Here is a 25,621-nt window from a genome sequence, read left to right on the forward strand (position 1 = left end):
CCGTGCGAAGACAGTTGGGGACGCGGTCGCTATTTTATAAAGTCAGTCGTCGCACAAGGGGCATTGATGCAACCGCTTGGGATTGTGCTGATGAGCGTGGCAGCAGCAATCTCTTATGGGATCGTGCACGATCAGATTACGGTCCGCTTGTGCGTGGAATATTTCACGATCGGTCACCCGCCGGTCTTCGATACCGATGATCCGACGCTGTTGGGACTGGGATGGGGCGTTCTCGCGACGTGGTGGGTGGGAGTGCTGCTCGGCGTTCCCTTGGCGATCGTTGCCAGAGTAGGTTCGCAGCCGAAACGTACAGTCGGTTCACTCGTCCGGCCGGTCCTGAGATTACTGGTTGCGATGGCCGCGAGCGCCCTAGTGTCCGGCGGCGTCGGATACTGGTTGGCACGCAACGGTATGGTGTTTCTCGTTGGCCCGATTGCCAAGGAAGTGCCCACGGATCGGCACGTGATGTTTCTCGCCGACCTCTGGGCCCATGCGGCGAGTTATATCATGGGGTTCGTCGGCGGTCTGTTCGTGATGGTGCAGATTTGGCGGTCACGGCAACGGACGGTTTCATAGTTCGAAAGCGGAGTACGACCATCACAACACTGCTGCCCCCGCTGAGCGTTGTCCCCAACGCAACCTGTGCGGGGTGCGGGTGCGTCTGCGATGACATCGAATTGCAGCACGACGGCCGTTCGATTTACGTAGCGAAAAACGCCTGCGAGCGAGGCGAGGCGTGGTTTCGCGAGCAGACAGTCGAACGGCAATCCTCGGAAGTATTGCTCGATGCCGCGGTGGAAGCGGCGGCCGAGATTCTGCACGCGGCCGACCTGCCGCTCGTATTCGGCCTCGGCGACTCAACGTGCGAAGCCCAGCGCGAAGCCATCGCCTTGGCGGAACAACTCGGCGGCACAATCGACACGGAGACCTCGCTGTCGCACGGGTCGATGGAGATGGCGGCCCAACTCGGCGGCAAAATCACCTGCACGCTCGGCGAGGTCAAGAACCGGGCGGATTTCGTGCTCTATTGGGGGGCAAACCCGGCCGAGACGCACCCGCGGCACTTCGAACGGTACACCCTGACGACGACGGGGAAGTACACGCCGAGCGGCCGGGCGGATCGCACGCTGGTCGTCGTGGACGTGCGCGAGACGGCGAGCACGGCGGAAGCGGACGTGTTCCTGCGCATCCGCCCCGGCCAGGATTTCGAGGCACTTTCGATCCTGCGGGCGGTCGTACAGGGGAGCCGCTTTGACGAGGCGAAGCTGGCCGCGACGGGCTTGACGCTCGATCAACTCCGCGACCTATCGCGGCGGATGAAGAAGGCGCGGTACGGCATCGTATTCGTCGGCATGGGGCTGTTCCAGACCCGCGGCACGTTCATGAACTGTGCGGCGGTCACGGCCCTGGTGATCGAACTGAATTCGTGGACGCGGTTCATCTCGATGCCGATGCGGTCGCCGGGCAACGTCAGCGGGGCCGACGCGGTGCTGAGCTACACGACCGGCTACCCGTTCGCGGTGAACTTCAGCCGCGGCTACCCGCGGTACAACCCCGGCGAGTTCTCGGCGGCCGGCCTCCTCGCGCGCGGCGAAGTTGATGCCGCCCTGATCGTGGGCACGGACGCGGCCGCACGACTGCCGCAGGCCGCCCGCGATCACCTGTCGCGCATCCCGACGATCACGCTCGACGCGAAGCCGCCGACCTTCACGCCGCGCGTACACATCACGACCGCCGCAGTTGCGGCCGGAACGGTCTACCGGATGGACAAGGTTCCGCTGACTCTGCGGCCGCCGATAACTTCGGCCGCACCCAGTGACGAGACGGTCCTGAGACTCATCCGAGATGCTCTGGCGAAGAAATCCGCGTGGTACCCGACGGCGGCCGCGGTGATGCCGGCAAAATGATTCGCCGCAGATACACGCAGAAAACGCAGATCAATCCGAAATCCAAATCTTGCTTCGGTCCTGATCTGCGTTCCTCCGCGTCCATCCGCGGCCAAACTCTTTTCGAGAGCGAAGATGCTGCGCATTCAGGGCGGAACGGTCTACGACCCGGCGAACGGCGTCAACGGCGTCGTGAAGAACATCGTCCTCGACGGCGGCAAGGTCGTGACGAGCGGTGAGGGCGGCCGCACCATCGACGCCACGGGGATGATCGTCTTCCCCGGTGGCGTGGACGTTCACACTCACGTCGCCGGGGCAGGGCTGAACTTCGCCCGGTCGATGATCCCGGAGGAACACCGCCAGTCGTCGCCTATTCTGCGGTCGCGGACAAAGCGGGCGGGCATCGGCGGGCCGACGCCGACGAGCTTTGCCACAGGCTACCTGTACGCCGGCATGGGGTGGACGACCGTCAACGAGGCGGCCGTGCCGATGCTGACTGCGAAGCGCACGCACGACGAGTTGCACGATACGCCGATCGTGGACAAGGCGTGCTGCGTGCTGATGGGCAACAATGAGTTGATCCTCGATTTGCTGGAACGCGGCGAACACGAGCGGGCCAAGCAGGTCGTTGCGTGGTACTTGTGGGCGGCGAAGGGGTACGGCATCAAGGTCGTGAACGCGGGCGGCGTGGCGGCGTGGAAGTGGGGCAAGGACGCAAAGAAACTGACAGACGTCGTCGAGGGGTATCATTCGCTGACGCCGGGGGCGATCATCGCGAGTTTGGCCCGCATCATCGACGAATTGAACCTGCCTCACCCGATGCACCTGCACTGCAACAACCTCGGTGCCCCCGGCAACGTCGGTACGACGCTTGAGACGATGAAGACGCTGGAGAGCCACCGAGCCCACCTGGCGCACCTGCAATACCACGCCTACGGCGGCGACGACTGGGAGTCGATCCGCTCTGACGCGCCGGCCATCGCCAACTACTTCAATGCGCACAAGAACCTCACCACCGACGCCGGGGCCGTGCTGTTCGGCAACGCCATCACGCTTTCCGCGGACGGGCCGTGGCAGTACTTGCTGTACCAACTCACCGGCAAGAAGTGGGGCAACATCGATGTGGAGAACGAGACTGGTTGCGGCGTCGTGCCCTACGTCTACCGCGAAAAGAACATCGTCAACGCCGTGCAGTGGGCGACGGGCCTGGAATTGCTGCTGCTCATCGACGACCCGTGGCGGGTGGCCCTGACCACCGACCACCCGAACGGCACGAGTTTCTGGCGGTACCCGGAGATTCTGCAACTGCTCATGGACGCGAGCTTCCGCAAGGAGGAGTTCGCGAAACTCCCGGAGAAGGCACGGTCGCGGACGTGCCTCGCCGACCTGACCCGCGAGTACACGCTGTATGAAATCGCCATCCTCACGAGCGCCGGACCGGCCCGCACGCTGGGGTTGTCGCAGAAGGGGCACCTCGGCGTCGGGGCCGACGCGGACGTGGCGATCTACAACGCGCACAAGAACGCGGCCACGATGTTCTCGCACCCGCGGTACGTCATCAAGGGCGGCGAAATCGTGGTGGAAGACGGCGACATCCGCACGACGCCGGAGAGCCGGGGGTTCATCACCAAGCCGAGTTTCGATCCGGCGATCGAGGACTACCTGCGGCCGCTCTTCCAGAGCCAGTACACGGTGGCGTTTGAGAACTACCCGGTCGAGATGGCCCGCATCCCGCGGCCGATCGTTCGCGAGGTGTAAGTCGATCGTGGGGCCTCGGTATATTCATCCGTTCACATCTTTCGGAGGAATGTCCCATGCTCACGATCCGACGGGCCGACGACCGCGGCACGACCGACTTCGACTGGTTGTACAGCCGGCACACCTTCTCGTTCGGCGACTACGTCGATGCGAACCACCACAACTTCCGCGCACTACGGGTCATCAACGATGACATCATCGCGGGCGGGGGCGGCTTCCCGACGCACCCACACCGGGACATGGAAATTCTCACCTACGTGATGCGTGGCCGCCTGGAGCACCGCGACAGCATGGGCAACGGTACGGTGATCGGCCCCGGCGAGTGGCAGAAGATGTCGGCCGGCACCGGCGTGCGGCACAGCGAGTTCAACCCGTCGCCGACGGAGGCTGTGCACCTGCTGCAAATCTGGGTGATGCCCGAGCGGAAGGGATTGCAACCCGAATACGACCAGAAGCTTTTCACGGACGCTGATAAGGCGGGCCAATGGCGAACCATCGCCTCACGGGACGGGCGGGGCGGCTCGATTCGCGTGCACCAAGATCTCGTGCTGTCCGCACGGACCTTGAAGGCGGGGGAAAGTGCCAGCTACGACATCACCCCCGGCCGTGCGGTTTGGGCACACGTCACAAAGGGTGCGTTGGAACTGAATCAGGAACAACTCGGCGAGGGCGATGCCGCAGCCGTGAACGAGAATCGAGTGACTGTGCGAGCGACGCAGGACGGTGAAGTGCTTCTGTTCGATCTCGGTTAGCCTCAATTGATGAGTCTTTCTGACAACCGGTCTGGGCTGAGAGATGGGCTGGGCTGGATGATTTGGAATTCTGCACAGCCTGGCGATTTTGCGAATTTGGCAAAATCCGCTGATCCGATAAATATTGGCTCAAGATTCGCCAGATTCCTGCCGACGAAGTCACCGCGACACCAGAATTGAACTCTGTTCCGCGGTTTCTTCGATCACAACTGACATTGTCAAGACGAAAATCGATTTTTCTTCTTGACGGGTAGGGATGAAGAGGCCTACAGTTGTGACATCAGAAAATTTGCGAAATTTTTCTGAAAGTCGGGTTCGAGTTGGCAAGTATTGTGGATTAGGAAAGGCCAACCCATCTTGAGCAAGGGTGGCCAATCCAAGGATTTTAACATCAAGGAGGAATGCTCATGTTGGTTCTATCTCGCAAAATCGGCGAAGCCATCGTCATTGGCAACAACATTCGCATCACGGTCGTGGACGTCGGACAGGGTCGGGTCAAGATCGGCGTAATGGCCCCCCACAACGTCTCGGTAGATCGCGAAGAAATCTTCGAAAAGAAACAAGCCGAACGCTATCAAGAAGATCCGGAAGAAGCGATCCCCATCAACATGGGCCTGCACAATCGCATTGCCACCCAACTGCCTAATACGTCCGAAAATACGCCGGCCCCTACTCCGAAGTTGTCCTTCCGTGCCAAATCACGATAAGTGCCGGAAGTCATCGAAATCCTTTCTAAGCCTACCGAATGCGGTAGGCTTGAGTTTTTTTGGGGCGAGCGAGTTGCCGTTCTAAAAGACCTCCTTCGATTCGGCGAAGTCCATCCCTCTGCCTAGCCGATACGTCTGAACCGTAGCCCGTCGAACCCTTAGCAGAAGGTAATTTCTCGATGCCCGACATGATGTCCACCCCCCCGGCCGTAAATCCTGTCGCCCCAGCCACCTTGGACACGTACGACGAGGTTCCTTACGAGAGCCATCCGTTTAGCCAAACGCACCCCAGTCGTCTGTTCGTCGTCGGAACCCTCTTCGGCCTGCGGCCCGTGCCCGTGCAACGGTGTCGCGTTTTGGAACTCGGCTGCGCAAGTGGGGGCAACCTCATTCCCATGGCAGACATGTTCCCCGAGAGCCAGTTCGTGGGCGTAGACCTCTCTGCCCGGCAAATTGAGGACGGGCAAAAACAGGTCGCCGAACTTGGCCTGAAGAACCTCACCCTCCGCCATGCGAGCATCGCGGACATCGACGTCGGGTACGGCATGTTCGACTACATCATCTGCCACGGCGTCTTCTCGTGGGTGCCAAACCACGTTCAGGAAAAGATTTACGACATCTTCGACAAGAACATGAACGCGAATGGCATCGCGTACGTCAGCTACAACACATATCCCGGCTGGCACATGCGCGGCATGATCCGCGACATGATGCGCTACCACTCGGGTCGGTTCAACACGCCGCAGCTTCGCACCCAGCAGTCGCGGGCCTTGCTCGACTTCCTGGCCCAATCGGTGAAGCAAGAGGGGCCGTACTCGCAGTTGCTCAAGGCGGAACTCGAAACGCTCCGGCACCAGGCGGACCACTACCTCTACCACGAGCATCTCGAAGAGAACAACGAGCCGCTCTACTTCCACCAGTTCATGACCCGCGCGGCCGGCCACAACCTCCGCTACCTCGGCGAAGCCCGCGTCGGCACGATGGTCACGGGGAACTTCGGCCCCGACATCGAGAAGACGTTGAAGATTCTCGCGACCGACCAGATTCAAGCCGAGCAGTACATGGACTTCCTGCGGAACCGCATGTTCCGCGAGACGCTCCTCGTCCACAACAAGGTGAACCCCGTGTGGAGCGTCCAACCGGAGGCGCTCCGCACCCTGCACGTCGCCAGCGGCGCGCGGCCGACCACGCCGGTCACGGATCTGACGAACGCCGACAACGTCCAGTACAAGTCGAACGCCGGGATGCAGATGGCCACGAGCCGGCCGCTGCTCAAGGCCGTGATGCAGGTGCTCAACGAGGCATTCCCGGGCACGGTCCCGTTCGACGTGCTCCGGAAAACGGCCCGCGAGAAGATCGGCGGCGACGCCAACGATCCGAAGCTCGTGGCCGAGGACACGAACGTCGTCGCCATCGGCCTGCTCAACTGCTACATGTCGAGCGACCTGATCGAGCTGCACGGCATGCCGATCACCATCTCGCGGAAAGTCGACGCCAAGCCGACAGCTCTCAAGTGGGCGCGGATGCAGGCCGCACGCGGCGTGTCCGTCACCAACCGCCGGCACGAAGTGCTCCGCTTGAACGACCTGGACCGCCATCTCCTTCCGCTCCTCGACGGCCAGAAGACGAAGGACCAGATCATCGAAGGGTTGGCTCAGGTGTCGCTCTCCGGCCAGCTGAACGTGCAGAAAGACAACATCACGCTCAGCGACCCGAAGGACATCAACGCGGCCCTCTCTTCGGTCATCGACCAGGCGCTTCAGAAGGTCGCCGACCAGGCGCTGATGACGCACTAACCCACCACAGTCGCGAGCCGGCCTTACTCAAACAGGGCCGGCCCGCGACGGCCCGTTGACCGGGCACACCGTACCCAGGCAGCCCGCATGTTTTCCCAGACGGTCGAGTACGCCCTACGAGCCGTCGTGTTCCTGGCGCAAAACCCCGAACGGTCCCGCACGACGGAACAGGTCGCGGAAGCCACCAAGGTTCCGCCCGCTTACCTCGCGAAGATCGTGCAGGGGCTCGTCCGTGGCGGCATCGTCCGCAGTCAGCGGGGCGTCGGCGGCGGCGTGATGCTCGCCCGCCTCCCGGACGAGTTGACGATCCTCGAAGTGGTCAACGCCGTCGACCCGATCAAGCGCATCACGAGTTGCCCGCTCGACCTCGCCTCGCACGGCGTGAAGCTCTGCCCGCTCCACAAGCGGCTCGACGCCGCCCTGGCGATGGTCGAAGACGCCTTCCGCAGCACAACCCTCGCGGAAGTGTTGAACGAGCCGAGCACCAGCGTGCCGCTCTGCGAGTTCCCGCCGGTGCAGGTTTTGACGAAACGCAAGTCCTGACCGTCACCACGAAATGAACCCGCTCGCTACCAAGGCCAGGATCACACCGGCGAGCAACAGCCGATAGGCCACGAACACGCCCGTCGAGTACCGCTGCAAGAACCGCATCAACCACGCGATCGACAGGTAGCCGACGCCGAAGGAAACGAGCGTCCCGACGATCAGGTTCGTGAGTTGCTCGCCCGCCTGGCGTTGCAGGATCACGTCGGACTTCATTCGGATCACCCACTCGGCCAGGTCCTTCATCCCGGCCGCCGCGATCGCGGGGACCGACATGAAGAACGAGAAGCGGGCCGCCGACGGGCGGGCCAACCCGAGGAACAGGCACGCCGTCAGCGTAGTTCCCGAACGCGAGCCCCCCGGCATCAACGCGCACGCCTGGAACAGCCCCACGAAAATCGCATCCCACCACGTAATCGACCACTCGTCCCGCTCCGGGCGGCCGTTCCGTCGCCGCCGACCGGCGTACACCTCGGACGCGAGCATCAGGAGCGCGAAGACGATCGACACCACCGCGATCGCGGGCGGGTTGTAGAAGTGTTCCTTCAGCTTCGAAGAGAACGCCGCCCCGACGGCCAGGGCCGGGACGGTGGCGACGAGAACCTGCTTCGCAAGTTTACCCTCCGGCGAGGCAGAGGTCACAATGCGGTTGTCGAACAGGTCGCGGTACAGGCCGCCGAGCAGGAGGGAGAGTTCTTTCCGAAAGTAGATGCAAACCGCGACCAACGTCCCGAGTTGGATGACCACGGTGATCGGGTCGCTTTTCAGTTCTTCCCGCGTTCGGCCCAGCCATTCTTGCACGAGAAGAAGGTGGGCCGTGCTGCTGATCGGGAGAAACTCGGTGAGGCCTTGAACGACGCCGAGGACGATGGCTTGCCAGATCGGCATGAAGCGATTCCGAGATTAGGGCGGGCGGAACGAGTATCCTACGGACGGCCGCAAAAAATCCCCGTTGGAAAAATCCCCCAACCGCTCCAAATGCCGCGGCGGGCGGGTCGAATACCTTTCATCACCCGCGTTTCGGGTGTGGGTACGACCGGCAACGGTCACTTTTCAGGGGGTGATTCGTTCATGTGCAAGAAACTGCTCATCATGGCGATCGTCGGTGTCGTCGCCTTCTCCGCAATCAAGGGGACGAAGGCCTTCAACTACGCCAAGCAAGAAGTCGCCGGCGTCGGCGAGTGGGTCGATTCGCAGATTCCGACCGAGAAGAAGATTCAGCAACTTCGCAAGGAAGTGAAGCAACTCGATAAGGACATCGACAAGGCCCAGAACGCCCTCGTCGGCGAGATCGTGGACGTGGAGCGGTTGGCGAAGGACGTGGCCACGCTCAAGGGCGAGGTGACGACCGAACAGGCCAAGGTCGTCGCGATGGGCGATAAGATCAAGGACGCCAAGGAGAAGGTGGCCTACGGCCGCACGACTCTGTCGCCTGACGCGGCTCTGCAACAGCTAAACAACGACACGAAGCGTGTCGTCGCCCGCAAGACGACGCTGTCCAACATGGAGCAGACCCTCACTTCCCGCGAGCGGATCAAGGACGCGCTCCAGAAGCAGGTCGAGGGCCTTCGCCGCAACAAGCAAGACCTGTCGGTGGCCATCGACAAGCTCGAAGCCGAATATAAGGTGTTACAGTACGAGCAGATCGAGAGCAAGTTCCAGGTGGACGACAGCCGCCTCGCCGGCGTGAAGCAGTCGCTCCGCGACCTGCAACGCGACGTGGACGTCCAACGGCAGAAGCTGAAGATGTCCCCGACGCTGATGGAAGACGGCCCGCCGGCCAACGGCCTGAGCGTGGACGAAATCCTCGCGCCACTGACGAGCAAGAAGGGCGAGTCGAAAGACGACTGATCGTGATTCGGGAAGTGCAACGGCCCGCGGACACACGTCCGCGGGCTTCTTTGTTTAGCCGGCCATCTCTTCGGTGATGTTCGCGTTGGTGTAGACGTTCTGCACGTCGTCGTTGTCTTCCAGCGCGTCGAGGAGTCGGACGACCTTCTTGCCGACCTCCGTCTCGACCTCGGCCGCCGTCTTCGGGAGTTGCGTTAGTTCCGCGGTGCCCGGCTCGTACCCGGCAGCCTTCAACTTTTCTAGAACTTGGCCAAACGTCGTGGGGTCGGTCGTGATCTCGTAGACGGTCCCTTCCCGCTTGATGTCGTCCGCGCCGGCTTCCAACGCGGCTTCCATCATCTTCTCTTCGTCCGGTTGAGCCTTGACGTCGAGAACGATTAAGCCCTTGCGGTCGAAGAGGTAGCCGACGCAACCGGGCGTGCCCATATTGCCGCCGCCCTTTTCGAACAGCGTCCGCACGTCGTTGCCGGTCCGTGCCCTGTTGTCGGTCAGCGCTTCAACGAGAATCGCCACGCCCCCGGGGCCGTACCCCTCGTAGGTCACGTCTTCGTAATTGACCCCTTCGAGTTCGCCCGTGCCCTTCTTGACGGCCCGCTCGATGTTGTCCTTCGGCATCGACACGCTACGGGCTTTGTCGATGGCGTAGCGTAAGCGTAGGTTCGTGTCCGGATCGCCACCGCCGTTCTTGGCGGCGATCATGATGTACCGGGCGAGTTTGCTGAAGAGTTTCGCCCGCTGGGCGTCTTGCTTGCCCTTGCGGACGGCGATGTTCGCGGAGTGACTGTGGCCTGCCATTTCAAATCCTCAGTTTCAAATTTCAGAGGTTCGCGTTTCAGAACTCCAACTTTGAAACTTGAAACTCTGAAACGTGAAACTCAGTCCTCGGTCAACCCCTGGAAGTTCCGCATGACGAGGTGGCTGTTGATCTTGGACACGAGGTCGAGGGCCACGCTGATGACGATCAAGAGGCCCGTACCGCCGTAGAAACTCGCGATGCGGGGGTCCACGTCGAGTTCGCCCTGGACGATGCTCGGGATGATCGCGATGATCGCCAGGAACGCGGCTCCGACGTAGGTAATCCGCATGAGTACCTTTTCCAGGTAATCGGCCGTGCTCTTGCCCGGTCGGTAGCCGGGGATGAAGCTACCGTGCTCCTTGAGGTTCTCGGAGATTTCCTTCGGGTTGAACGTGATCGCGACCCAGAAGTAACAGAAGACGTAAATCAGCAAGATGTAGAACATGTTGTACGTCCAGCCGCTACCACGGCGGAACACGTCCCGCAGGGTGTGGGCCCACGACGCATCCGAAATGTTTACGATGATGTCGAACAGGAACGTCGGAATGATGAGTAGCGTGCTGGCGAAGATAACGGGCATCACGCCGGCGGCGTTGAGCTTCATCGGCAGGACACTGCGACCGCCGCCGAACTGACGGCGTCCGCGGACGTGCTTGGCCGATTGCATCGGGATGGCACGCTTCGCCTTGGTGATGGCGATGACGCCGACGACGACCGCGACGAACAGCATCATCAGGACGACGAACTTTTCGAAGCTAATGTCACCAGTCGCGCTGCCGAGGGTGAACAGCGATTCCTTGAGTTTGGTCGTGCCAGGTTCAAACAGCATGGCCCCGGTCGCGTCCGGGATGCGGGCGACGATGCCGGCCATGATGATGAGCGAAATCCCGTTGCCGATACCGTACTCGTCAATCTGCTCGCCCAGCCACATCATGAACAGGGTGCCCGCGGTCATGATGAGGACGGCGGAAAGCCCGAAGAAGAACGGTGAATAACCGGGAATGAGCAGACCCAGTCCCTCGCCCCCGCCGCCCATGTCTGGCGATCCCGCGAAGAGGTAGCGAACGAACATGATTGACTGCGCAATGCAGATCGGCACCGTCAGATACCGGGTGTACTCGTTAATCTTCTTCTGACCGGACTGCCCTTCCTTACGGAGTTTTTCCAGCGAAGGCACGACGCCGGACGACAGTAGTTGCATGATGATCGACGCCGAGATGTACGGCATGATGCCGAGGGCGAAGATGCACCCGTTGCTCAAGTTCCCGCCGGAGAACATGGACACGAAGCCAAGAACTCGGCCGAGCGTACCGCCGGACCCCTCGTTCATCTTCTGTTGCAGCTTCTCGTGGTTGACCATCGGAAGCGGAACGTAATAGCCGATGCGGTAGGCGGCCAAGAAAATGAGGGTGATGAAAATCTTCCGCCGCAGTTCCGGGATGCGGAAGATCAGGAGCAGCTGCTCCGGAGCAAGGCCGACGACGGCCCCGATGATACCGGCGATGAGCGCAGCGTAAGCGACCGGAAAGCCGAGGACCGTCAGCCCGATGTTCGAGAACGTCAGGGCAATCCCGGCTACGATGAGAACCGTGCCGATCGCGAGTGCGGGCCGTCGCCAGTTCATGGGAGTTCCTTTTCGTCGGTCGCCAAACCGTCAGCGGGGTCTCGAAAACGCACACGGGGCAGGCCGGGTCGGCCATCGGCCGTGCCCCGCCCGCCCCGTCAGGTCACTGGATTCACCGTCGGGCCGGCGGTTACTTCGGGCCGTCCGGCTTCTTCTTCTTGGAGTTCTTGCCCTGGCCCATCTTGCTGCGGACCGGCTTCTTCGGGCCCGGGATCAGTTCAGCAGTGCCGCCCTTGGCCTCGATCTTGGCTTTCGCCGAAGCGGAGAAGTGTTCCGCCTTCACGGTGACCTTCTTCGTCAACTCGCCATCACCGAGGATTCGGAGTGCGTCGAATGTCCCGACCAGAAGGCGTTCCTTCTTGAGAGCCTCGATGTCGACCGTCGCGCCGTCGGCGAACTTGTTCAGGTCACTGACGTTGATGACGGCGTATTCCTTCTGGAACATGCCGTTGCTGAAACCACGCTTTGGCAGGCGGCGGTGAAGTGCCGTCTGACCGCCAGTGAAAAGCGCCCCCGGCAGGCCGGCACCAGCACTTGCGTACTGGCCCTTGTGACCGCGTGATGATGTTTTGCCGTGACCAGAGCCAACGCCGCGGCCGACGCGCTTCTTGAGCTTGCGTTTCTGAACGCCGTGCGAGAGTGCCGTCAGGTCCATTAGAGTTTCACTCCCCGAAGGGCGGCCACTTCTTCTTTGGTCCGCAGTTGTTGGAGGCCGTTGATCGTCGCCTTCACGAGGTTGATAGGGTTCGTGCTACCGTGAACCTTCGTGAGGATATTTGCAATACCAGCCGCCTGGAGCACTTCACGTACGCCCGGACCGGCCTTCAAACCTGTACCAGCACCGGCCGGAACTAGGATGACCTTGCTCGCGCCGTACTTACCGATCACGCGGTGCGGAATCGAGTCGCCGCGGAGCGATAGCTTCTTCGTCCGGCGGGCTTGTTGCTCACCTTCTTTGATCGCCTTCTCAACAGCCGGGGGCACTTCGTTTGCCTTGCCGTAACCGAAGGATACCTTACCTTGCTTGTCGCCGACGACGACGAGCGCGTTAAAGCTGAAGCGACGCCCGCCCTTCACCACGCACGCCGATCGCTTAATTTTGACGACGAAGTCGACCATGCCCTGGTCGCGCGAGTCGCGTTCACCCCTGTCGCCACGCTCTCTAGCCATGTTGAACCTCAGTACACAGGACACGCGGCCCTGAGAATCTCGTCAGTGTATTTTGCAGGTTGCGTGCGGAGGCAATTAAGCCTTCGCGGAAGCTTCCTTCTTGGGCTTTTCCTTCTTCGCTTCTGGGGCGGCCGCAGGGGCTTCCTTCTTCTTGTCTTCGAGACCCGTGCACTTCAGCCCTGCCAGCGTCGCCGCACGAGCCAGAGCCTTGACACGGCCGTGGAAACGGCACCCACCGCGGTCGAACGTCGCCTCGTTAATGCCCTTGGCCTTGGCCTTCTCTGCGATCTTCTTGCCGACTTCCGCGGCCGCGGCGATGTTGCCGCCGTACTTCAATTTGCCGTCCTTCGCATTGCTCGCGGCGGCAGCAATCGTGACTTCCGCGTCATCGTCTATAAGCTGCGCGTAAATTTGCATGTTGGTGCGGTGAACCGACAGCCGCGGCTTGACGGCCGTCCCGTGAATTGCCTTGCGAACGCGATACCGGCGGCGTTCAGTGCGTACTGCCTTGCTCTTGTGTGCGTCCATTGTCTTACCTGTCGGTCGAACGTCAGCTATCCGCCGCCGGTCGAGGGTGTTCTGGAATGTAACCGTTCAAGCCGCGAGCAAATTACTTGCTGCTCGCGAACGACTTCCCTTCCTTGCGGCGGACCGTCTCGTTTTCGTACCGAACGCCCTTGCCCTTGTACGGCTCCGGCTTCTTGCTCTCGCGGACTTCGGCCGCGAACTGACCAACCTTTTGCTTGTCCGGTCCACTCACGACGATCGTCGTCGGATCGGGCACAGCAACCGTGAGCTGGTCTTCAGCCTTCGGCACGTGCAAGATGCGGTTCGCAAAGCCGACAGTCAACTCGACGCCCTTATTCTTGGCAGCGGCCTGATAACCGACGCCTTCAATCTTGAGGCGTTTCTCGTAGCCCTTGCTGACGCCGGTGACGATGTTATTGACCAGAGCCCGCGTGGTGCCGTGCAACGCCCGCGACTGCTTCGAATCGTCCGGACGTTCGACAGTAATTTGCTTGCCGTCAGTGGCAACTTTGATCGAAGCGTGGTGCGTGAACTGAAGCTTGCCCTTCGGGCCTTCAACCTTCACCACGCCCTTGTCGATGCTCACCTTCACGCCCGCCGGAATCACAACGGGTTGCTTGCCGATCCGAGACATTGTTCAAAACTCCCGAGGCTTAACCGGCTAGAAACCGGGGTGCAGCCCGTTGAAAGATCAATCACCACACGGTAGCGATCAACTCGCCGCCGACCTTCGCCTTGCGGGCCTGGCGGTCACTCATCACGCCGCGACTGGTACTCAGGATGGCGATCCCAAGGCCGTCCAGCACCCTTCGGACGTCCTTGTAGCCCTGGTAAACCCGCTGACCGGGCGAACTGGCGCGGGAAATGTGACGGATAACCCGCTCCCCATCCGGACCGTACTTCATGAACACTTGCAGGACAACATGGGGCTGACCGTAGTCTGCCGTCTCTTGGAATTCGTTGTGACCTTCGGCGTTCGGCGAGTACTTGCCGACGCGGAAGCCGAGAATGAACCCTTCCTCCTGCAGCACCTTGGCAATGGCCACTTTGAGCTTGGTGCCGGGCATCTCGACAGCGGGCCGCTCGATGCTGTTGGCATTGCGGATGCGGGTCAACATGTCCGCGATCGGGTCAGTCATCATGGTGGTGGTTCTCCGATCGGGTTACCAGGAGGCTTTGCGGACGCCGGGGATCAGGCCGCTACTTGCCAGGTCACGGAAAATGATTCGGCATACACCGAACTTCCGAAGGTTGGCGCGGGGGCGGCCCGTCAATTGGCATCGCTGGCGAATACGGATAATGTCACGGGGACGAAGCAACTTAGTCTTGTCCCGCTGGTCTTCCGGCTTGGCCATCTCGGCGCGGTGCACCGCCAAGGCCTTTAGTTGCTTCTTGTAGCGTACAAGTTTCGCGGTCTTCGCCATGGGATTTTGTCTCGCGTGCGGCGTTCCGATTCGGGTTGCGGGTTGAGTCCGCAGGAATCGGCCGTTCCGCAGGAATTCATTCGTGCCATGCCCCCGCACTAACGCACGGGAGAAATCAGTCTAGTTAAACTTCGCGAAATGGCATCCCGAAAGCGCGGAGGAGTTCTCGGGCTTCCTCGTCACTTCGAGTGCTGGTGACGAATGTGATGTCCATCCCCTGTGTGAAGTTCACCTTATCCGGGTCAATTTCCGGGAAGATCAACTGTTCTGTGATGCCAATGCTGTAGTTGCCGTTGCCGTCGAAGCTCTTCGGGTTAATCCCGCGGAAGTCACGAATCCGGGGGAGCGCCACGTTGATGAGCCGGTCGAGGAATTCAAACATCCGTCGGCCACGGAGTGTCACGCGGCAACCGATGTCATACCCTTCACGAAGGCGAAACTGGCTGATGGCCTTCTTCGCTTGTGTAATTTGGGCTTTTTGGCCGGCGATGAGACTAAGTTGTTCGGCGGCGACCTTGATCTTATCTTTGTCCTGAAGCGCCTTACCCACGCCCATGTTCAAGACGATCTTTTGGAGCTTCGGAAGGCTGAACTTGTTTTCGCGATTCAGCTTCTTACCGAGGGCCGACAGAATGTCCTTATTGTACTTCTCGTACAGCCGCGGGGCAATGAGCTTCGGCTTTGCGGTCTGTGCTGCGGCGGCCATATTAATCCGTCTTTCTATCTCACCGGATGCCGAGCGAGTGTCTGGCCACCAAAGGTGATGGTCGAACCCCGCCCCACGGTTGAGGGTGAATGTCTAGTTACTTCTTTGTCGCGTATTTTGGGTTCGGCTTCGACAGCGTTCGCAAAGTCGTGCCGCTCTTCTTCGCGATCAAAACCTTGGAGCCGTCTTTGAGGTACTTCACCCCAACGCGGGTGGCCTTGTTCGTCGTCGGGTCGATCAAGGCCACGTTCGAGGCGTCGATCGGCATCTCCTTCGACAGACGGCCACCTTGCGGGTTCGTACGGGAGGGCTTCAAGTGACGGTAAACTCGGTTCACGCCCTCGATCACGACCTTGTTGCTCTCACGGTTGAGGCGGAGAACCTTACCGCGCTTGCCCTTGTCGTCTCCCGCAAGGACTTCGACCGTGTCGTCTTTCCGAATGAACATGGCTGCTCCCGACCGCCGTTCCACTTAAATGTAGACACAGGTTCGTGACCTGCGTGACCGATTCCGTTATACTACTTCCGCCGCGAGGCTGAGAATCTTGCTGAAGCTCGCACGGAGCTCACGGGGGACGGCCCCAAAAATCCGGGTGCCCCGGGGATTATCGTCGGCGTCCAGAATGACCAAGGCGTTCCGATCAAAGCGGACGTAACTGCCGTCATCGCGACGGGTCGCCACCTTGGTGCGGACGATCACGCCTTTGACCACGTCGCCGGGCTTGACTTCGCCGCCGGGCAACGCCTTCTTCACGCTAACCTTGACGATGTCACCCAGGTAAGCCACGCGACGCTTCGAGCCGCCGAGGACCTGGATGCACATCACTTCCTTGGCCCCGGTATTGTCGGCCACGTCCATGTAGGAATACATCTGAATCATGAGTCATTCCCAGTTGGGGTTGGCGTCAACCGCCGAGACATACGCCCAGGGCGGCGGGATATTATTTGGCGGCCGCTTCCGGGAGTTTACTACCGGCAACCGCACCCTCCAAGCCGGCGAGCGTTCGGCTCGGGGCTTTGGTAACGACGCGAATCAAGCTCCAACGCTTCAGCTTGGAGAGGGGGCGGCTTTCGACGATTTCGACCGTGTCGCCGAGATGCGACTCGTTCTTCTCGTCGTGGGCGTAGCAGACAGTCCGCTTCTTGATGAACTTGCCATACTTCGGGTGCTGAACGCGGCGGGCAACCTCGACGCGGCGAGTCTTGTCGTTCTTGTCACGGGTGACGATACCGACCATCTTTCGAGGACCGGGGCCGACTGGCTTCTCATCCGTCGGCGTCGTGGTGTTCGTGTCAGCCATGCGTTACTTCCCCTTCGCGGGTGGCATTTTTCTCGCCGCCGCGCGTGCCGCTTGAATTTCTTGAATCCGCTGAACGACTCGCAAAGGCTTTCGGCGACCGACGAACGGCTTGCCGTCCGCAACTTCGCCCTTTTCCGCGAGCGCTACCGTGGTCGCAAGTTGCTCGTCACTCTTTTTCGATTCCGCGACCAACTCGCGACGACGCTGTTCGGTCTTGATGCGGGCGATGTCCTTCCGCGCCTTGCGAATTTCCGACGGCGTCTCAAGCCGGTCGGTGGCCGACTGGAATCGCAGTTTGAACAGGTGCTTCTCTGTTTCCGCGAGCGAGAGCTTGAGCTGCTCGTCGTTCTCTTTCGCGACTTCCGCCGGTTTCATCACATGTTCCCTGTTCGAAATTAAATGTTGGGGCGCCGGGCCACGAATCGGCACTTGAACGGCATCTTGTACGCAACACGGGCGAGGCAGTCGCGGGCCGCCTGCTCTGGCAGACCGCCGACTTCGAACAGGATTTGTCCCGTTCGCACGACCGCCGCCCAGTACTCCGGCTCACCCTTACCCTTACCCATCCGCGTCTCGGCCGGGATGGAGGTGACGGACTTGTGCGGGAAGACGCGGATGTAGTACCGGCCTTCGCCTGACACGAATCGCGTCACGGTCACACGCCCGGACTCGATCGACTCGGCACTCAACCAACCACCCTCTAGCGCCTGCAACCCGTAATCGCCATAGGCGACGTAGTTACCGCGGTGGGCGTTGCCCTTGATCGCGCCGTTGTACTTCTTCTGGGCCTGATTACCCCTTGCGACGCCGCGCTGGTTTTTTCTGAACTTGACTCGCTTGGGCATCAGTGACATCGTTAATATCCCCCGTCAAAAAGTCGCCGTTGTTCACCCAAACTTTGATCCCGATGTTCCCCTGCGGTGTCACGGCCTCGGTGAACCCGTAGTCCACTTTGCACCGCAGCGTCGACAGCGGGATGCTGCCGTTCATGCCCTTCTCGCACCGGGCCATTTCGGCCCCGCCGAGGCGGCCGGACAGTTGAACCTTCACGCCCTTCGCGCCATTTTCCATTGCGCGGCCGAGGGCATTCTTGATCGTGCGGCGGAAGCTCGACCGCTTCTCCAATTGCTCCGCAATGTCGTGAGCAATGAGCTGCGGGTCGATTTCGGGCCGCGTGACCTCGATCGTCTTGATTTCAATGTGCCGACGGACCAACTTTTCGAGGGCCTTCGTCAGCTTGTCGATCTTCTCGCCCTTCTTACCGATGATCGCCCCGATCTTACTGGAGTACACGATCACCGTGACCCGCTCCCGGGTTCGCTCGATGCGGATGTCCGAGATCATGGGCCGCGACTCCTTGCGGTCGAGACCCTTCTTCAGGTACTTCGGAATGAAGTTACGGATGATCTGGTCTTCAACCAACAACTCGGCGAAGTCAGACTTGGCCGCGTACCACGCACTACGCCACGGGGTCATGATGCCCACGCGGAAGCCGGTTGGTCGAACTTTCTGACCCATCTCTCAGCCCTCATCCGGTGGCCAAAGCCACCCGTGCGATGCCTTAAACGCACAGGGGGACCGGCGACAGCCGGACCCCTTGCCGGTGTTAGATCCCTATACGCTGACGGGTTGCTCAGCCGCCGGGGCCGTGGCCGCTCCGCGACGAGCCAACTCCAGCTCCTGGGCCGCCTCGAACGCCTCCATGTCCGTCACTGTAACATGGATGTGAGCAAGCCGCTTCAGGATGCCGAACGCGGTACCGCGGGCACGCGGCTGAATCCGCTTAAACATTGGGCCGTCGTCGATGCGACAAATCGTGACGACAAGCTCGTCCAGATTGCGGCAGCCCTTGTCCTCCGCATTACCGACGGCACTTTTGATAACCGCCTCGATGAGACGGGCACCGCGGTTCGGGCGGAAGCGGAGCTGCTCAAGAGCCTCGTCCACATTCTTGCCACGGACCAACTGAGCGAACGGCCGCATTTTGCGGGCAGTCACGTCGGCGAACCGGTGGGTAGCGTTGTAAATCATCGCGTCGAAACCTCTCCGCCGTTACTTGGCCGCCGGGGCCGCTGCCTTCGCCTTGCCGCCACTGTGACCCTTGAAGGTCCGAGTCGGCGAGAACTCGCCGAGCTTGTGCCCGACCATCTCTTCCGTCACGTAGACCTTCAAGAACGCCTTGCCGTTGTGAACCTCGAAGGTCGTCCCAACGAAGTCCGGGAGGATGGTACAGTCACGCGACCACGTCTTGATCGGGGTGCGGTTGTTGCCAGCCTGCTTGGCCACCTTCGCGGCCAACCGCTCGTCTACATACGGGCCTTTTTTGATCGACCGACTCATCCGATACCCCTCATCCCGATCCGCCCGACCCGTTCGGGCGGCGGCGGACGGAATATGCTACTGGCCGCGTCATGAATGGCCAGCGAAAACACTGGGAATCAACTCAAGTTTTAGCCGTTATGCGTCTGGTGCGCCCCCGCCGGACGGCGGCGGACGATGGCCTTGTTCGACGCCTTCCGCTTCTTCCGCGTCTTGCCGCCCTTGGCGAGCACGCCACGCGGCGAACACGGATCACGCCCCCCGGCGGTCCGGCCTTCACCACCACCCATCGGGTGGTCGACCGGGTTCTGGCTCGTACCACGGTTGTGCGGCTTGCGGCCCATCCACCGCTTCCGGCCGGCCTTGCCGAGGCTGATGTTCATGTGGTCAGGGTTCGACACACTGCCGATCGTCGCCCGGCACTTGTCACTCACACGCCGCACCTCACCACTGGGCAACGTGATCAGGGCTTGGCCCTTGTCACGGTTACCGAGCACGGCGGAGCAACCGGCCGAGCGGCAAATCTGCCCGCCCTTGCCCGGCGTCAACTCGACGTTGTGAATCGTCATGCCGAGGGGAACCTTGCTCAACGGCATGCAGTTCCCAATCTTCGGCTCACTCGTTTCGCCCGACATCACTTTATCGCCGGCCTTAAGGCCGTCCGGCGAGAGGATGTACGCCTTCGTCTTGGTATCGTTAGAATACTGAATCAGCGCAATCCGAGCCGAGCGACAGGGGTCGTACTCAACCGAGAGAACGACAGCCTCAACGCCGTCTTGTTTACGCTTGAAGTCGATAACCCGGTACCGCTGCTTGTGACCGCCACCACGGAACCGGCTAGTGACGATGCCGTGGTGGTTACGACCGCCCTTCTTGGGGAGCGGCTTCAGCAACGACTTTTCCGGTGCGTTGACACGCGGCTCGGTACACTCAGCGAAGTCCGAAACGGACCCACCGCGGCGTCCCGCAGAAGTCGGCTTATAGTACTTGATGCCCATGAGAAACTCTCAGTTCTGAGCGGCGGGTGACGAGCTAACGCCCAATCCGGCACTCCGTATACCTTCAAGAACCGCGAGGCCCTGCCTCGCAACCCATCACTGTTAGAAGAAGTCGATCTTGTCTTCTTCATTCAGAGTCACGATCGCCTTCTTCCAACTCGGCTGCTGACCCATGCTTTGGCGGAAGCGAGCCTGCTTACCCTTGCGGGTCTGCGTGCGAACACTCTCGACCCGCACGTTGAACAACTCTTTGACCGCCGCTGCGATCTGAACCTTCGTCGCGATCGGGTTCACCATGAACGTGTACGAGTTGTACCGCGTGCTTTGGTGGGTACCCTTTTCCGTCACCAGCGGACGAATGACGATCTGGTACGGCCGCAATTCGATCCCCGGCTCGCCGTGAACCGTGGGCTGGCGGTTGGCCAACTTGCGAACGTACTTTGCTGGTCGTGGTCGTGTACGCATGACTGACAGTCTCCGCGCTCGGCTGGGCCTCGCGGCTCTCGGTTAAGTTATTTCTTGGAGGTCTTCGTCTTCAGGGCTTCCAGGGCGGCCTTCGTCAAGACCAACCGCTTTTGCTTCAGCACCGTGTAGGCGTTGAACTCGGCCGTCGGCAGCACTTCCACGCCGCTGATATTCCGAGCCGACTTGTACACGTTTTGGTCGAGATTTTCCGTGCCGATCAGCACCGTCGTGTCCAACAGCGACACATCCTTTTCGCGACCATCACTCAACGTCTTCTTGCCGATCTTGATCCCCTTCAGGACGCTCGACACGTCCTTCGTCTTCGGCGACGTGAACGCCAACTCGTCGAGGATGACCGCCTCCTTGTCCGTCAACTTGCTGAGAATCGCCATCCGCGTCGCAGCCTGGACAGCCTTCTTCGGCAGGTGATATTCGTAATCGCGAGGCTTCGGCCCCTTCGCCGTACCACCACCGCGACGCTTGTTCGTCCGCTTGGTGCCGGCCCGGGCGTTGCCGGTACCCTTTTGGCGGAACAACTTCTTCGTGCTGCCCGCGACCTGACCGCGGCGGAGCGTACTGTGCGTCCCGGCTCGCTGGTTTGCCAGGTACATCAACACGACGTCGTGCAACAGTTGGCGGCTAATCTTGCCACCCTTGGCGAAGTCGGCCGGATCAATTTCAACCGTCCCGACTTCCGCACCCTGCTTGTTGACGACAGGCACGCTGAACTTGCCCGTCACCTCGATAACGAGGGGGCGTTCGGTCGGCGTCGTTTCGGTAGCGTCCGCGGACATGGCGTCCAACCCTTAATACTGTTCGCAATAGAAATCCCGCCACCGCGAGTCGCGAAAACTCGCGGTGTGCATGGGAACCGAGTGTTATACAACGGGGAGCCACGTCGGCCAGCGGATTTCTCCGCCGCGGTCAAATCACGCGGATTTGGATGTCAACGCCCGGCGGGAGGCTCAACCCTTTATTCAGGGCTTCAATCGTCTTCTGCGTGGGCTGCAGGATGTCGATCAACCGCTTGTGGGTGCGAATCTCAAACTGTTCGCGCGACTTCCGGTCGATGTGCGGGCTGCGCAACACGGTGTACCGTTCGACCCGCGTCGGCAGTGGGATCGGCCCGTGCACTTCGGCGTTCGTCTGGATCGCCGTCTGCACGATTTCCGCCGCCGTCCGGTCGAGGACTTCGTGATCGTAGCCTTCCATCCGGATGCGGATGCGTTCGCTGGCCGTGCCCGCCATGCCGTACTTCCCGTTATTGTTGTTCGGTTCCTGTTCCATCCGACGCCAACCGCGTCAGTGGGGGAGAGAATGAGATTATGGCCGACATGCCAAAACGTCAAGTTTCCATGAAGAAATTAGCCGCCCAAACGAGCGAGAGCCTGCTTCGCTTCGCGGGTCAACGCCGCACCAGAAGCACCCGCGGCCCATCCTTTTAGAAGCAATTTCGCGTACGACGTGCCGCACCATTCGACAAGTTCCACGATGCGTACCCGCCGCACAGAATTTGGAGAATCGGGTTGTAGTGTGACGAGGATTTTTTCCAACCGTTGACGCACTTCTGGCGAACTTGTTTGTTGCAGGCTGGCGCGCAACTCGATCTCAATGGTGTCAGCAAGTCCCCTCAATTCTTTCGAAGCGGCTTCACGTTTTGCGAAAGCTGGTGCGTCCAGTGATTCGAAGAGAGCAGTGAGCGTTTCCGCTCGAACGGCAGCCGCCGGTTGAACCTTTTCGCGGATGAACTGAAGTGTCGAATTCGGGGCCGCGGCGAGTCTCCGCAGAGCGTCAAAAGCAGCCTTTGAGTCATCGCCGAGCAACGCCTCCCAGAGCGAATTTAGCGACTCGCGATCCAGGCGTTTCGGCAAGTCGAGCATCGTCCCACGGAGATCGTAGAGGTGGACCGGGGCCGTGGTGCTGTGGATGGCGAGCAGGCGAGCGTCAGTGCTAAATGCCATCGAGATCGCATAATCAGTCAAGGGAATCGAGTGTCGAACTTTCCCAGACTGAGTTTCCCACAAGTGAACTGCCGCATCTTCCTCATGAACCACGGCCAAGATCCTAGCATCAGGGCTGAAAGCGGGCAGACACATCTGTGTATTTGCTGCCCGTCGCGGTAGTTGCCGAGCTTCAAACGTGGACAGATCTACGATCGACAAATACAGGCCGTGACACAGGATCGCCTTGCGACCTGACAGATCGAAGAGAGCGCCCCATGCGCGAGAATCGTGGTGATTGTTGATCTTCGGCCATTGCGGATGCAATTTCCCCGTCGTGAGGTCCAACAATTTCACGGTAGAGAGATGCGGACTGCCATACTGCGGGCAAAGCACGGCAAAGCGGCCATCGGGCGAGAAGGAACACTCGCACGCCTCTGCCGGATGAGACTTCAATTCTTTTCGTGTGCCGACATCCCAAATTTGCAACAGTTTCGGCCCGTTTACAAACAACCGTCTCCCATCCGCCCCCGAGCGAATTGCCGGCGGCCACGGCAGATCGAGATCGGCCTTCAGCTTCGCCACATCGTCCGTCAGACCTCGTACCTGTAGGGTCTTCGCCGTAGCAATCGCATAGTCCTTGCCATTCGGTAGAAATCGGCACGTCGAGTCGTTGTACGGGACCGTCTTCAGCACCTGCCCCGTGGCAACATCAACAAGGTATCCGTCATCTTCGCCGTCGGAGTGAAACGCGAGTTTCTGCCCGTCGGCCGTAAACTCCATCGTGTTCGTCGCCAACTCGAACCGGTCCTCCACCGGCGGCAATCGCCGGCCATTAACCGTGTCGTGGAGCGTCAATCGGTACCGGATGCCCCCGATCGCCAGGCACGTGCCATCGGGCGAAAGGGCCAACTTGGTTGCCGTTGCACGCGACAACCCCTTAGCGAGGGTCGTGACGGCCTTTGTCGCACGGTCGATCCGCACGAGTTCGCTGTCGCGTAACCCGAAGATCGTTCGCCTATCCCGCGAGTACGTTGGGGAATAGAACGACTGCGATTCGGTCAAGTCTCGCCGCTGCTCCGTCTTCAGGTCGATCACCTCGACGAAGAATTTTTTCTCCCCTTCGTGGACGAGACACAACTCGCGGCCGTCCGGCGAAAGCACGGCGTCGCGGCTCAACCGTCCGAGAGTTGGGACGCCACTGAACGGCATGTTCCCGGTGGCGATTTCGCGGACCTCGAACCAACTCGGGAAGACCGCCAACAGCAGACGATTGTCCGCCGAGATCGCCAGGGTGTGCGGCTCGGAATCGGACACCGCCAGCCGGGTCTCGCCCACCTTCTCCCGCGTGTGGGTGTCGAAGACGCGCACCAGCCCGCTATCCCGCACCGCCATCCGCGTTCCGTCGGGCGAGAAGCACACGCCCGTGGCATCTTTGAACCGCATCTGCGTTGTGACCGTCCCGGCTCGAACGTCGCGGACGCGGAATTGTACCTCGGACTCGTTGCCGTCACGAACCACCACGGCGTACACGAACTTGCCGTCGATCCGCCAGGCCGATGCGTTGTGCAGATATCCCGGGTGGTCGTCGAACCGAAGGCGAACGCCAGTTCGGGCGTCCCACGTCGAAATCGTCTGGCGGTCGGTAATGCCGAGGATCTGGCGGCCGTCGGGCGAGAAGTGAACTTCGGAAAGCCAGCCGTCGTGCCGAAACCGCGTGCTGCCGATGCGGGCGATCACCCCCGGCGGCAGCGGCACGCCCTCGGCGTCCACGCGGATCGGCCCCCAATCGGCGACGGCAACGGCACAAACGACCACGGCGGCAATCGATGTCATGCCACCAGCGTACCCGCGCGGCCGGCCGGGGCCAAGAACTTCCCGCCCTGCTCAGGTTTGAAACACGCCGAGGTAATCGGCCTGCGCGACCCGTCGCCAACCGTGTTCCCGCGCTGCGGCGTCCACACCTCGGCGAACGTCGGGCCAATTCGGGTCCGGGTAGTCGTGGACGGCGAGAAGCCCCTTCGGCTTCAACGCGGCGTGGGCGAGTCGGAGGTCGCGGCGGACGCTCTTCGCGTCGTGTTCCCCGTCGAGGAAGATCAGGTCGAATTTCCCGCTCGCGGGCAGGTTGTATCGGAACGATCCCTCGCGGAAATCTACCGCCCCGGTCAGCTCGAAGCGGGCGAGCCATTCCCGAGCCGACCGGGATTTCAGCGGGTCGATCGAGAGTAGCGATTTCGCCGACTGGGCCAGGGCCACGGTGCTACGGCCGTGGCGACGGCCGAGTTCCAGGACGCGGCGGCCGCGGGCCAGTTCCCACAGCAGCCGGCCTTCGCGATAACTGAGCCAGCCGGGGACGCCTTCGGGGTGGCGGTACGCCCCGACCGCGGGCGGCGAGAATTGCAGTCCAGGGGCAAAATCCGGTGCGTAAATGGGCGGCGTGCCGAACGCGCTGATGAGTTGGTTGTGCTCGACCAGGCACGGGAAAGAGTACCACAGGGGCCAGCCTTCCTGGTGGACGATGTTGAGCACGCGGGCGTCTTGACCGCCGGACTGGGCGTCCCAGTGCTGGAGAAAGACGCCCAACCCGCCGCGGCTGAAAACGTAGGCTTGTGAGCCGCAGAGGCGGAACTTCTGCCAGAGGTGGCCGGGGCCGTAAACGAGCGACGGCCGTGCGAGCCGGTAGTGCAACTCCGGGCACTCCCGCTGCCAGGGGTCTTGAATCGTGTCGGGGATGAACAGGCTGCCCCAGTGCAACTGCCCCGTCGTCATGGGGTGCCAGTTCGTCAGATTCTGCCAGAGGTGGCGGTTAACAAAAACGTCGTCTTCCAGCACCACCGCCCACCACGCGCGGTCGTCCCAGGCCCGCTGGAGAACGGTGCGGTACATGCGAGACGTGCTGTCCCAGCCCACGGGCCAGTCCGCGGGTTGGGTCAGTACGACGGGGTCGCCCGGCCAATCGCTCTCGCGAATCGAGGCGAGCGTTTGAGACAGCACGGTTTCCCGGCCCGGGCACGTCACGACGTACAGCCCGATCAACGGCGGCTTCGGCATAACGAG

General features: G+C 61.2%; 31 protein-coding genes and 1 pseudogene. 8 read left to right on the forward strand and 24 right to left on the reverse strand.

The features are described 5' to 3' along the window. The first annotated feature begins 66 nt into the window (after positions 1-66). The 7 genes from PX52LOC_RS34290 (at position 67) to PX52LOC_RS34320 (ending at position 7,442) form a co-directional block, all read left to right on the forward strand. Positions 67-576 carry a hypothetical protein gene (locus PX52LOC_RS34290; RefSeq protein WP_149114300.1) on the forward strand — a complete coding sequence of 170 codons (510 nt, stop codon included), beginning with the start codon at positions 67-69 and terminating at the stop codon, positions 574-576. Next, positions 546-1,907 (forward strand): formylmethanofuran dehydrogenase subunit B, encoded by a 1,362-nt coding sequence (locus PX52LOC_RS34295; protein WP_168219384.1) that lies wholly within the window; start codon positions 546-548, stop codon positions 1,905-1,907. The genes PX52LOC_RS34290 and PX52LOC_RS34295 overlap by 31 nt, the downstream gene beginning before the upstream one ends. Positions 1,908-2,021: 114 nt before the next feature. Then, positions 2,022-3,644 carry a formylmethanofuran dehydrogenase subunit A gene (locus PX52LOC_RS34300; RefSeq protein WP_149114302.1) on the forward strand — a complete coding sequence of 541 codons (1,623 nt, stop codon included), beginning with the start codon at positions 2,022-2,024 and terminating at the stop codon, positions 3,642-3,644. Positions 3,645-3,700: 56 nt separating this feature from the next. Beyond that, the gene (locus PX52LOC_RS34305) at positions 3,701-4,396 is read left to right on the forward strand and encodes a pirin family protein (protein WP_149114303.1); all 696 of its coding nucleotides are present in this window, start codon (positions 3,701-3,703) and stop codon (positions 4,394-4,396) included. 407 nt (positions 4,397-4,803) lie between these two features. Beyond that, on the forward strand, positions 4,804-5,103 hold the full coding sequence (gene csrA / locus PX52LOC_RS34310) for a carbon storage regulator CsrA (RefSeq protein WP_168219385.1): 300 nt from the start codon (positions 4,804-4,806) through the stop codon (positions 5,101-5,103). 188 nt (positions 5,104-5,291) lie between these two features. Continuing rightward, positions 5,292-6,899, forward strand: coding sequence for a methyltransferase regulatory domain-containing protein (locus tag PX52LOC_RS34315; RefSeq protein ID WP_246173552.1), 1,608 nt, complete (start codon positions 5,292-5,294; stop codon positions 6,897-6,899). An 87-nt stretch (positions 6,900-6,986) separates the two neighbouring features. Continuing rightward, positions 6,987-7,442 (forward strand): RrF2 family transcriptional regulator, encoded by a 456-nt coding sequence (locus PX52LOC_RS34320; RefSeq protein ID WP_149114305.1) that lies wholly within the window; start codon positions 6,987-6,989, stop codon positions 7,440-7,442. 3 nt (positions 7,443-7,445) lie between these two features. Here PX52LOC_RS34320 and uppP read toward each other — a convergent pair whose 3' ends face one another. Then, the gene (gene uppP / locus PX52LOC_RS34325) at positions 7,446-8,330 is read right to left on the reverse strand and encodes an undecaprenyl-diphosphatase UppP (protein WP_149114306.1); all 885 of its coding nucleotides are present in this window, start codon (positions 8,328-8,330) and stop codon (positions 7,446-7,448) included. A gap of 183 nt (positions 8,331-8,513) precedes the next feature. Here uppP and PX52LOC_RS34330 point away from each other — a divergent pair, with 183 nt between their 5' ends. Then, entirely contained in the window at positions 8,514-9,293 is a 780-nt protein-coding gene (locus tag PX52LOC_RS34330; protein ID WP_149114307.1) for a GumC domain-containing protein, read from the forward strand. 54 nt (positions 9,294-9,347) lie between these two features. On the opposite strand, the gene PX52LOC_RS34335 is transcribed toward PX52LOC_RS34330, so the two are convergent. From PX52LOC_RS34335 to PX52LOC_RS34445, 23 genes and pseudogenes are all read right to left on the reverse strand, one after another. Then, positions 9,348-10,088 (reverse strand): YebC/PmpR family DNA-binding transcriptional regulator, encoded by a 741-nt coding sequence (locus PX52LOC_RS34335; protein ID WP_149114308.1) that lies wholly within the window; start codon positions 10,086-10,088, stop codon positions 9,348-9,350. Positions 10,089-10,168: 80 nt separating this feature from the next. Then, positions 10,169-11,713, reverse strand: coding sequence for a preprotein translocase subunit SecY (secY, locus tag PX52LOC_RS34340; RefSeq protein ID WP_149114309.1), 1,545 nt, complete (start codon positions 11,711-11,713; stop codon positions 10,169-10,171). A 130-nt stretch (positions 11,714-11,843) separates the two neighbouring features. Further along, complete coding sequence (rplO, locus tag PX52LOC_RS34345; RefSeq protein WP_149114310.1) at positions 11,844-12,368, reverse strand: 50S ribosomal protein L15; 525 nt, start codon at positions 12,366-12,368, stop codon at positions 11,844-11,846. Continuing rightward, positions 12,368-12,883, reverse strand: coding sequence for a 30S ribosomal protein S5 (rpsE, locus tag PX52LOC_RS34350; RefSeq protein WP_149114311.1), 516 nt, complete (start codon positions 12,881-12,883; stop codon positions 12,368-12,370). The genes rplO and rpsE overlap by 1 nt, the downstream gene beginning before the upstream one ends. A 171-nt stretch (positions 12,884-13,054) precedes the next feature. Next, positions 13,055-13,411: pseudogene (rplR, locus tag PX52LOC_RS34355) on the reverse strand (50S ribosomal protein L18); the annotation flags it as partial. 82 nt (positions 13,412-13,493) lie between these two features. Then, positions 13,494-14,045, reverse strand: a complete 552-nt coding sequence (gene rplF, locus PX52LOC_RS34360) for a 50S ribosomal protein L6 (protein ID WP_149114313.1) — start codon at positions 14,043-14,045, stop codon at positions 13,494-13,496. A gap of 61 nt (positions 14,046-14,106) precedes the next feature. Beyond that, positions 14,107-14,553, reverse strand: coding sequence for a 30S ribosomal protein S8 (gene rpsH, locus PX52LOC_RS34365; protein ID WP_149114314.1), 447 nt, complete (start codon positions 14,551-14,553; stop codon positions 14,107-14,109). Positions 14,554-14,574: 21 nt separating this feature from the next. After that, positions 14,575-14,835, reverse strand: coding sequence for an uS14 family ribosomal protein (locus PX52LOC_RS34370; RefSeq protein ID WP_149114315.1), 261 nt, complete (start codon positions 14,833-14,835; stop codon positions 14,575-14,577). 124 nt (positions 14,836-14,959) lie between these two features. After that, on the reverse strand, positions 14,960-15,541 hold the full coding sequence (gene rplE / locus PX52LOC_RS34375; protein WP_149114316.1) for a 50S ribosomal protein L5: 582 nt from the start codon (positions 15,539-15,541) through the stop codon (positions 14,960-14,962). A 97-nt stretch (positions 15,542-15,638) separates the two neighbouring features. After that, on the reverse strand, positions 15,639-15,989 hold the full coding sequence (gene rplX, locus PX52LOC_RS34380) for a 50S ribosomal protein L24 (RefSeq protein WP_149114317.1): 351 nt from the start codon (positions 15,987-15,989) through the stop codon (positions 15,639-15,641). A gap of 66 nt (positions 15,990-16,055) precedes the next feature. Further along, positions 16,056-16,421 carry a 50S ribosomal protein L14 gene (gene rplN / locus PX52LOC_RS34385; RefSeq protein ID WP_149114318.1) on the reverse strand — a complete coding sequence of 122 codons (366 nt, stop codon included), beginning with the start codon at positions 16,419-16,421 and terminating at the stop codon, positions 16,056-16,058. 61 nt (positions 16,422-16,482) lie between these two features. After that, positions 16,483-16,842, reverse strand: coding sequence for a 30S ribosomal protein S17 (rpsQ, locus tag PX52LOC_RS34390; RefSeq protein WP_149114319.1), 360 nt, complete (start codon positions 16,840-16,842; stop codon positions 16,483-16,485). Between the two features lie 3 nt (positions 16,843-16,845). Further along, positions 16,846-17,217 carry a 50S ribosomal protein L29 gene (gene rpmC / locus PX52LOC_RS34395; RefSeq protein ID WP_168219386.1) on the reverse strand — a complete coding sequence of 124 codons (372 nt, stop codon included), beginning with the start codon at positions 17,215-17,217 and terminating at the stop codon, positions 16,846-16,848. 20 nt (positions 17,218-17,237) lie between these two features. Continuing rightward, positions 17,238-17,696 carry a 50S ribosomal protein L16 gene (gene rplP / locus PX52LOC_RS34400; protein ID WP_149114321.1) on the reverse strand — a complete coding sequence of 153 codons (459 nt, stop codon included), beginning with the start codon at positions 17,694-17,696 and terminating at the stop codon, positions 17,238-17,240. After that, a complete protein-coding gene (gene rpsC, locus PX52LOC_RS34405) occupies positions 17,635-18,360 on the reverse strand; it encodes a 30S ribosomal protein S3 (RefSeq protein ID WP_149114322.1) in 726 nt (241 codons plus the stop codon). Before rpsC ends, rplP begins: the two co-directional genes overlap by 62 nt. Before the next feature lie 96 nt (positions 18,361-18,456). Beyond that, a complete protein-coding gene (rplV, locus tag PX52LOC_RS34410) occupies positions 18,457-18,873 on the reverse strand; it encodes a 50S ribosomal protein L22 (RefSeq protein ID WP_149114323.1) in 417 nt (138 codons plus the stop codon). A 21-nt stretch (positions 18,874-18,894) separates the two neighbouring features. Then, the gene (gene rpsS / locus PX52LOC_RS34415) at positions 18,895-19,182 is read right to left on the reverse strand and encodes a 30S ribosomal protein S19 (RefSeq protein WP_149114324.1); all 288 of its coding nucleotides are present in this window, start codon (positions 19,180-19,182) and stop codon (positions 18,895-18,897) included. 110 nt (positions 19,183-19,292) lie between these two features. Further along, complete coding sequence (rplB, locus tag PX52LOC_RS34420; protein ID WP_149114325.1) at positions 19,293-20,159, reverse strand: 50S ribosomal protein L2; 867 nt, start codon at positions 20,157-20,159, stop codon at positions 19,293-19,295. A 102-nt stretch (positions 20,160-20,261) separates the two neighbouring features. After that, positions 20,262-20,624 (reverse strand): 50S ribosomal protein L23, encoded by a 363-nt coding sequence (rplW, locus tag PX52LOC_RS34425; RefSeq protein WP_149114326.1) that lies wholly within the window; start codon positions 20,622-20,624, stop codon positions 20,262-20,264. 47 nt (positions 20,625-20,671) lie between these two features. Beyond that, the gene (rplD, locus tag PX52LOC_RS34430) at positions 20,672-21,418 is read right to left on the reverse strand and encodes a 50S ribosomal protein L4 (RefSeq protein WP_149114327.1); all 747 of its coding nucleotides are present in this window, start codon (positions 21,416-21,418) and stop codon (positions 20,672-20,674) included. Between the two features lie 130 nt (positions 21,419-21,548). After that, positions 21,549-21,872, reverse strand: a complete 324-nt coding sequence (rpsJ, locus tag PX52LOC_RS34435; protein WP_149115710.1) for a 30S ribosomal protein S10 — start codon at positions 21,870-21,872, stop codon at positions 21,549-21,551. A 116-nt stretch (positions 21,873-21,988) separates the two neighbouring features. Next, positions 21,989-24,097 (reverse strand): hypothetical protein, encoded by a 2,109-nt coding sequence (locus PX52LOC_RS34440; protein WP_149114328.1) that lies wholly within the window; start codon positions 24,095-24,097, stop codon positions 21,989-21,991. Positions 24,098-24,451: 354 nt separating this feature from the next. Continuing rightward, positions 24,452-25,615, reverse strand: a complete 1,164-nt coding sequence (locus tag PX52LOC_RS34445) for a class I SAM-dependent methyltransferase (RefSeq protein ID WP_168219387.1) — start codon at positions 25,613-25,615, stop codon at positions 24,452-24,454. Positions 25,616-25,621 lie beyond the last annotated feature (6 nt).

Origin of the sequence: Limnoglobus roseus (assembly GCF_008254045.1) — a bacterium.
GTDB lineage: Bacteria > Planctomycetota > Planctomycetia > Gemmatales > Gemmataceae > Limnoglobus > Limnoglobus roseus.

What these genes read in the sequence shown, in the direction of transcription:
- PX52LOC_RS34370 (WP_149114315.1), bottom strand. Translation starts at nt 14,835, where the DNA reads ATGGCGAAGACCGCGAAACTTGTACGCTACAAGAAGCAACTAAAGGCC.
- rplN (WP_149114318.1), bottom strand. Translation starts at nt 16,421, where the DNA reads ATGATTCAGATGTATTCCTACATGGACGTGGCCGACAATACCGGGGCC.
- rplB (WP_149114325.1), bottom strand. Translation starts at nt 20,159, where the DNA reads ATGGGCATCAAGTACTATAAGCCGACTTCTGCGGGACGCCGCGGTGGG.
- rplP (WP_149114321.1), bottom strand. Translation starts at nt 17,696, where the DNA reads ATGTCACTGATGCCCAAGCGAGTCAAGTTCAGAAAAAACCAGCGCGGC.
- rplO (WP_149114310.1), bottom strand. Translation starts at nt 12,368, where the DNA reads ATGGACCTGACGGCACTCTCGCACGGCGTTCAGAAACGCAAGCTCAAG.
- PX52LOC_RS34320 (WP_149114305.1), top strand. Translation starts at nt 6,987, where the DNA reads ATGTTTTCCCAGACGGTCGAGTACGCCCTACGAGCCGTCGTGTTCCTG.
- rpsH (WP_149114314.1), bottom strand. Translation starts at nt 14,553, where the DNA reads ATGATGACTGACCCGATCGCGGACATGTTGACCCGCATCCGCAATGCC.
- PX52LOC_RS34330 (WP_149114307.1), top strand. Translation starts at nt 8,514, where the DNA reads ATGTGCAAGAAACTGCTCATCATGGCGATCGTCGGTGTCGTCGCCTTC.
- rplE (WP_149114316.1), bottom strand. Translation starts at nt 15,541, where the DNA reads ATGGCCGCCGCAGCACAGACCGCAAAGCCGAAGCTCATTGCCCCGCGG.
- PX52LOC_RS34315 (WP_246173552.1), top strand. Translation starts at nt 5,292, where the DNA reads ATGATGTCCACCCCCCCGGCCGTAAATCCTGTCGCCCCAGCCACCTTG.
- PX52LOC_RS34305 (WP_149114303.1), top strand. Translation starts at nt 3,701, where the DNA reads ATGCTCACGATCCGACGGGCCGACGACCGCGGCACGACCGACTTCGAC.
- rplD (WP_149114327.1), bottom strand. Translation starts at nt 21,418, where the DNA reads ATGTCCGCGGACGCTACCGAAACGACGCCGACCGAACGCCCCCTCGTT.
- PX52LOC_RS34445 (WP_168219387.1), bottom strand. Translation starts at nt 25,615, where the DNA reads ATGCCGAAGCCGCCGTTGATCGGGCTGTACGTCGTGACGTGCCCGGGC.
- rpsS (WP_149114324.1), bottom strand. Translation starts at nt 19,182, where the DNA reads ATGAGTCGGTCGATCAAAAAAGGCCCGTATGTAGACGAGCGGTTGGCC.
- rpsJ (WP_149115710.1), bottom strand. Translation starts at nt 21,872, where the DNA reads ATGGCGGGCACGGCCAGCGAACGCATCCGCATCCGGATGGAAGGCTAC.
- rpmC (WP_168219386.1), bottom strand. Translation starts at nt 17,217, where the DNA reads ATGAAACCGGCGGAAGTCGCGAAAGAGAACGACGAGCAGCTCAAGCTC.
- uppP (WP_149114306.1), bottom strand. Translation starts at nt 8,330, where the DNA reads ATGCCGATCTGGCAAGCCATCGTCCTCGGCGTCGTTCAAGGCCTCACC.
- rplX (WP_149114317.1), bottom strand. Translation starts at nt 15,989, where the DNA reads ATGTTCATTCGGAAAGACGACACGGTCGAAGTCCTTGCGGGAGACGAC.
- rplW (WP_149114326.1), bottom strand. Translation starts at nt 20,624, where the DNA reads ATGCGTACACGACCACGACCAGCAAAGTACGTTCGCAAGTTGGCCAAC.
- PX52LOC_RS34300 (WP_149114302.1), top strand. Translation starts at nt 2,022, where the DNA reads ATGCTGCGCATTCAGGGCGGAACGGTCTACGACCCGGCGAACGGCGTC.
- PX52LOC_RS34290 (WP_149114300.1), top strand. Translation starts at nt 67, where the DNA reads ATGCAACCGCTTGGGATTGTGCTGATGAGCGTGGCAGCAGCAATCTCT.
- secY (WP_149114309.1), bottom strand. Translation starts at nt 11,713, where the DNA reads ATGAACTGGCGACGGCCCGCACTCGCGATCGGCACGGTTCTCATCGTA.
- rpsC (WP_149114322.1), bottom strand. Translation starts at nt 18,360, where the DNA reads ATGGGTCAGAAAGTTCGACCAACCGGCTTCCGCGTGGGCATCATGACC.
- rpsQ (WP_149114319.1), bottom strand. Translation starts at nt 16,842, where the DNA reads ATGGCTGACACGAACACCACGACGCCGACGGATGAGAAGCCAGTCGGC.
- PX52LOC_RS34335 (WP_149114308.1), bottom strand. Translation starts at nt 10,088, where the DNA reads ATGGCAGGCCACAGTCACTCCGCGAACATCGCCGTCCGCAAGGGCAAG.
- csrA (WP_168219385.1), top strand. Translation starts at nt 4,804, where the DNA reads ATGTTGGTTCTATCTCGCAAAATCGGCGAAGCCATCGTCATTGGCAAC.
- rplV (WP_149114323.1), bottom strand. Translation starts at nt 18,873, where the DNA reads ATGATTTACAACGCTACCCACCGGTTCGCCGACGTGACTGCCCGCAAA.
- rpsE (WP_149114311.1), bottom strand. Translation starts at nt 12,883, where the DNA reads ATGGCTAGAGAGCGTGGCGACAGGGGTGAACGCGACTCGCGCGACCAG.
- rplF (WP_149114313.1), bottom strand. Translation starts at nt 14,045, where the DNA reads ATGTCTCGGATCGGCAAGCAACCCGTTGTGATTCCGGCGGGCGTGAAG.